7 protein-coding genes are annotated in these 3,491 nt (G+C 65.9%); 2 read left to right on the top strand and 5 right to left on the bottom strand.

Annotation, left to right across the window (positions count from 1 at the left end; translation table 11 throughout):
- The 3 genes from MJ785_RS18380 to MJ785_RS18370 all read right to left on the bottom strand — a co-directional run.
- Positions 1-737 (bottom strand): ArsR/SmtB family transcription factor (locus MJ785_RS18380; protein WP_370652981.1); only part of this gene is annotated, 737 nt, incomplete at its 3' end.
- Between the two features lie 204 nt (positions 738-941).
- Positions 942-1,403, bottom strand: coding sequence for an SRPBCC domain-containing protein (locus MJ785_RS18375; RefSeq protein ID WP_239313813.1), 462 nt, complete (start codon positions 1,401-1,403; stop codon positions 942-944).
- 60 nt (positions 1,404-1,463) lie between these two features.
- Entirely contained in the window at positions 1,464-1,835 is a 372-nt protein-coding gene (locus MJ785_RS18370; RefSeq protein ID WP_239313816.1) for a helix-turn-helix transcriptional regulator, read from the bottom strand.
- 363 nt (positions 1,836-2,198) lie between these two features.
- Here MJ785_RS18370 and MJ785_RS18365 point away from each other — a divergent pair, with 363 nt between their 5' ends.
- Complete coding sequence (locus tag MJ785_RS18365; RefSeq protein ID WP_239313819.1) at positions 2,199-2,480, top strand: type II toxin-antitoxin system Phd/YefM family antitoxin; 282 nt, start codon at positions 2,199-2,201, stop codon at positions 2,478-2,480.
- Positions 2,477-2,881 carry a type II toxin-antitoxin system VapC family toxin gene (locus tag MJ785_RS18360; RefSeq protein ID WP_239313821.1) on the top strand — a complete coding sequence of 135 codons (405 nt, stop codon included), beginning with the start codon at positions 2,477-2,479 and terminating at the stop codon, positions 2,879-2,881. The genes MJ785_RS18365 and MJ785_RS18360 overlap by 4 nt, the downstream gene beginning before the upstream one ends.
- Here MJ785_RS18360 and MJ785_RS18355 read toward each other — a convergent pair.
- Both MJ785_RS18355 and MJ785_RS18350 read right to left on the bottom strand, forming a co-directional pair.
- Positions 2,876-3,031, bottom strand: coding sequence for a hypothetical protein (locus tag MJ785_RS18355; protein WP_239313825.1), 156 nt, complete (start codon positions 3,029-3,031; stop codon positions 2,876-2,878). The two genes, MJ785_RS18360 and MJ785_RS18355, sit on opposite strands and share 6 nt — an antisense overlap.
- On the bottom strand, positions 3,021-3,311 hold the full coding sequence (locus MJ785_RS18350) for a nucleotidyltransferase family protein (protein ID WP_239313828.1): 291 nt from the start codon (positions 3,309-3,311) through the stop codon (positions 3,021-3,023). Before MJ785_RS18350 ends, MJ785_RS18355 begins: the two co-directional genes overlap by 11 nt.
- Between the last annotated feature and the right edge of the window lie 180 nt (positions 3,312-3,491).

The following is a 3,491-nucleotide window of genomic DNA, read 5'->3' as shown; positions in this document are numbered from 1 at the left end:
GACCCCGGGGTGGTGAGCAGCTCGCCGGTCTCCAGCCACGTCTTCAGACCCGACAGGATCATCGGCCAGCCGCCATAGAGCTCCTCGTTCGCGCCCTCGCGCAACTGGTCGTGGGTGACGGTCAGGCGGCACGAGTCGCCGATCGGTTCGATCTCCCAGGTGATTCTGGAAGTGCCCTCACGTTTCACCTCGTCGCTCCAGAGCATGGTTGCGCTCTGGACGAGCCGGCGCGGCGGGTCGATCTCGAGGTTCTCCCCCTCGCCGAGCGGACCGGGAGCGCCCGGAGCACCCATCTCGTAGCGCGAGCCCGGTGTCCAGTCCGAGATGACCCTCGCGCCGAAGTTGTACGTGCTCCTGATCTCGGGATCGGTGATCGCCTCCCACAGCCGCTCCGGGGTGGTGCGGATGTAGATTTCGAAAACCTTCTCCATGGAATTCTCCAGTCGCTGCTTGATGCCACTGAGCGCGGCGGCCCAGGGCTCGGCGTACTTGCTCACCCACCGGTCGTGGACGAGCCGGATCGGGACCGGGTTCAGGAAATGGAGCTTCTCTCGCCCGCGCCGCCTGGTGACCACCAGGCCCGCCTCCTCAAGCTGCTTGAGGTGCTTCATCACGCCGAAACGGGTGATGTCGAACCGCGCCTCGAGCGCGCTCAACGTCTGCCCGTCCTCGCGGAAGAGCTCGTCGAGCAGCGCCCGCCGCGTCGGATCAGCCAGCGCTCTGAACACCGCGTCCACGCCCTCGAACATAGGTGACCATTTAGTCACCTGTCAACAGATGATCGCGCCGCGCGGTGGAGCCGTACTGGCCTGACCCGGCTGACTCCCGTCCCTGCAAACGCAGGCGTTCACGCGGGCCTGCCCCGCGCCGGCTTCGGCGGGCGGGGCAGGCTGGCGTTGATCGTCAGTGGGCGAGCGGGCGTGCCAGTGGGCGAGCGGGCATCAGCGTGCGAGCAGTGCGTCGAGCTTGGTGAACGAGCTGCTCCAGCCCTCGCGTGTCATGTTTTCCATCTTCTCGGTGAAAGGGCCCTGACGCAGCACCACGCGGGTCTTGCCGCCCTCGTCGTGGAACTCCAGGCGCATGTACATCTGGGCGATCCCCTCGAAACCAGGAATACCCTCCACCTCCTCGGTACCCACGAGGAGTTCGTTCTCGACGACCTCGGTGAACGTCGCGTTGACCGGCGAGCGCATGGTCGGGTCATCGTCGCTGACCATTACCAACCGCTGATAGCCGCCTACCCGGGCGTCGACCTCGACGGTGTCGCGGGGCACAGAAAACCCCACCGGGCCGAACCACTGCGCGATCTGATCGGGGTCGACGAACGCCCGGTAGACGAGCTCCCGGGGCGCGTTGAAGATCCGGGTGATGACCAGTTCGTTGGTTGCCGGGGAATCTGCCATGGCGCTGTTCCTCTCTCGCTTACGTGACTTACGGATGGCTGATGCCTGGGTGATGTCATGTCACTGCTGTTGCTGGTCCTGTTGCTGTTCCTCCGCGGATGGCGCCTGCGCTTGCTGGATGTGTCGAAGGTGCGCGTCGAGCCGCTCGAAGTTTGCATCCCAGAACTGGCGATAGCGCTCCATCCACGTTGCGGCCTCCTGCAACGGCCCGGCGGTGAGAGCGCTCGAGCGCCACTGGGCCGTCCGACTTCGAGAGATCAGCCCAGCCCGCTCGAGCACCTTGAGGTGTCGGGAGATCGCCGGCAGGCTGATCGAGAAGGGCTCAGCCAGCTCCGTGACGGTCGCGTCCCCCTCCGCCAACCGGGCCAGGATCGCCCGCCGGGTCGGGTCCGCCAGCGCCGCGAAGATCGTACTGAGTCGATCAGCTGCCATCGTATTTCACCCTGACGTTAATTAATCGATGCGTTAAACGTAGAACTGGGGCCGCCGCGCAGTCAAGCGCCGGCTGCCCGCAGCCACACGCGCTGATCGACGTGGACGATCCATGACGAGTTCGCCGACATGCGCAAACCGTGACCGTCGTCGACAGAGACCACCGCCGCGACGTCCACCACCGGTGAGCCGCCCTGCCAGCTGCTGGCCCGCATGCCCAAGGCGGTGCTCGGACGCGCCCTGGAAACAGGCCGCCGCTCTACGTCCAGATCCGCTGCCACCAGGACCACACACGGTCGCTTGCTCGTCGTCGCGTCCTCCCACCCGGTTGGCATACCTACATAATGTAGGTACATTCGGGGAGTGGAGACCATCGGGCTGCGGGAACTGAACCAGAACCCATCGAAGGCGGTGGCGCGGGTGCGTGCCGGTGTTTCGATCCTCGTCACAGACCGCGGTAAGCCGATTCTGCGCATGGTGCCCGAAGTCGAAAACCCGGGCACCCTGGCGCAGATGGTCGCCGTCGGCGAAGCCAGGGCACCTGCCGAGCGAGGCATGCCGGACGTGGTCCCCGATCTGGCACCCGGCGTCGAGAGCCTGGCCGACCTTCTCGTCGCCGACCGCGACAGGGAACGACACCGTTGATCTACCTGGACGCCTGCGCCCTGTTGAAGTTCATCAGGCAGGAGAAGGAGACCGAAGCCCTGCGGGCTTGGCGCCGAGCGCTCCCGGATGGAGCCGAGTTGGTCACCAGCGAGCTGGCCACGCTCGAGATCACCCGTACTCTGGTGCGCGCGTGTGCGGACGTCCAACGCGTCCCCTACCTCGCTGGGCTGGCCCTGCGCGGTGTGTATGTCGTGGATCTCTCCAGTGCCGTGCTCGCCCGCGCCGTGGCCTACCGGCTCCGGCAGCTGGGATCACTCGACGCGATCCACCTGGCCACCGCCGACCCGTTTCGCACCGAACTGACGGATTTCGTCACCTACGACCAGGAATTGGCGGCAGCTGCCACCGACCTCGGCCTTCCGGTGAGCGCACCATCATAAGGCCGGCTCCGCACCCTGATCCTTCTGGAGGACAGCACCCTGGATCAGATCGCTCTCGAGGAATGACGCCTCGTCGACATCCTGGACGAACGCCCTCGCGGCGACCGCGGCTTCGATCATGTCGACGAGGCAGAGCTCATCACGACGCATAGAGGAGCCGGGCCTCCGCGAGCACTCGGTCGCGGATGACCCACTTCAGCCGGGACTTGGACACCAGGTCGACATGACGGCCGACGATCTTCTCCAGATCATCTCGAAGGTCGACGATCTCGAAGCCAAGAGTCGAGTCGGGCGCCAGCACATACAGCAGGTCGACGTCCGATCCATCGGTGTCCTCACCGCGGGCCACCGAACCGAAGACGGACAGCTCGGCGACACCGTAGCGCCGGCACACCTCAGCGATCTGGCTGTCACGAAGATCGACAGGCACGTAGCCATTATCCCCGTCGGACAGCCACAACGGCACGGCTCAGGTCCTGCCTTCGCCCGGCATAGGCAGAACCCTCCAAGCCGCCGGACCCGCACCATATTCCCTACCGGCCGAGTGGAGAACCCGGAGCGGAGCGGCCTGGTCAGGTGAACCGCAGGACCAGACGGCCGCGGCTCCGGG

The sequence above is a fragment of the Protofrankia sp. CiT1 genome, assembly GCF_917627335.1.
Classification (GTDB): Bacteria; Actinomycetota; Actinomycetes; order Frankiales; family Frankiaceae; genus Protofrankia.
This window is presented reverse-complemented; position numbering and strand designations above follow the sequence as displayed.

Excerpts from the sequence above, each read along its gene's own strand:
- MJ785_RS18375 (WP_239313813.1), bottom strand. The coding sequence starts at position 1,403 with ATGGCAGATTCCCCGGCAACCAACGAACTGGTCATCACCCGGATCTTC.
- MJ785_RS18370 (WP_239313816.1), bottom strand. The coding sequence starts at position 1,835 with ATGGCAGCTGATCGACTCAGTACGATCTTCGCGGCGCTGGCGGACCCG.
- MJ785_RS18355 (WP_239313825.1), bottom strand. The coding sequence starts at position 3,031 with ATGCGTCGTGATGAGCTCTGCCTCGTCGACATGATCGAAGCCGCGGTC.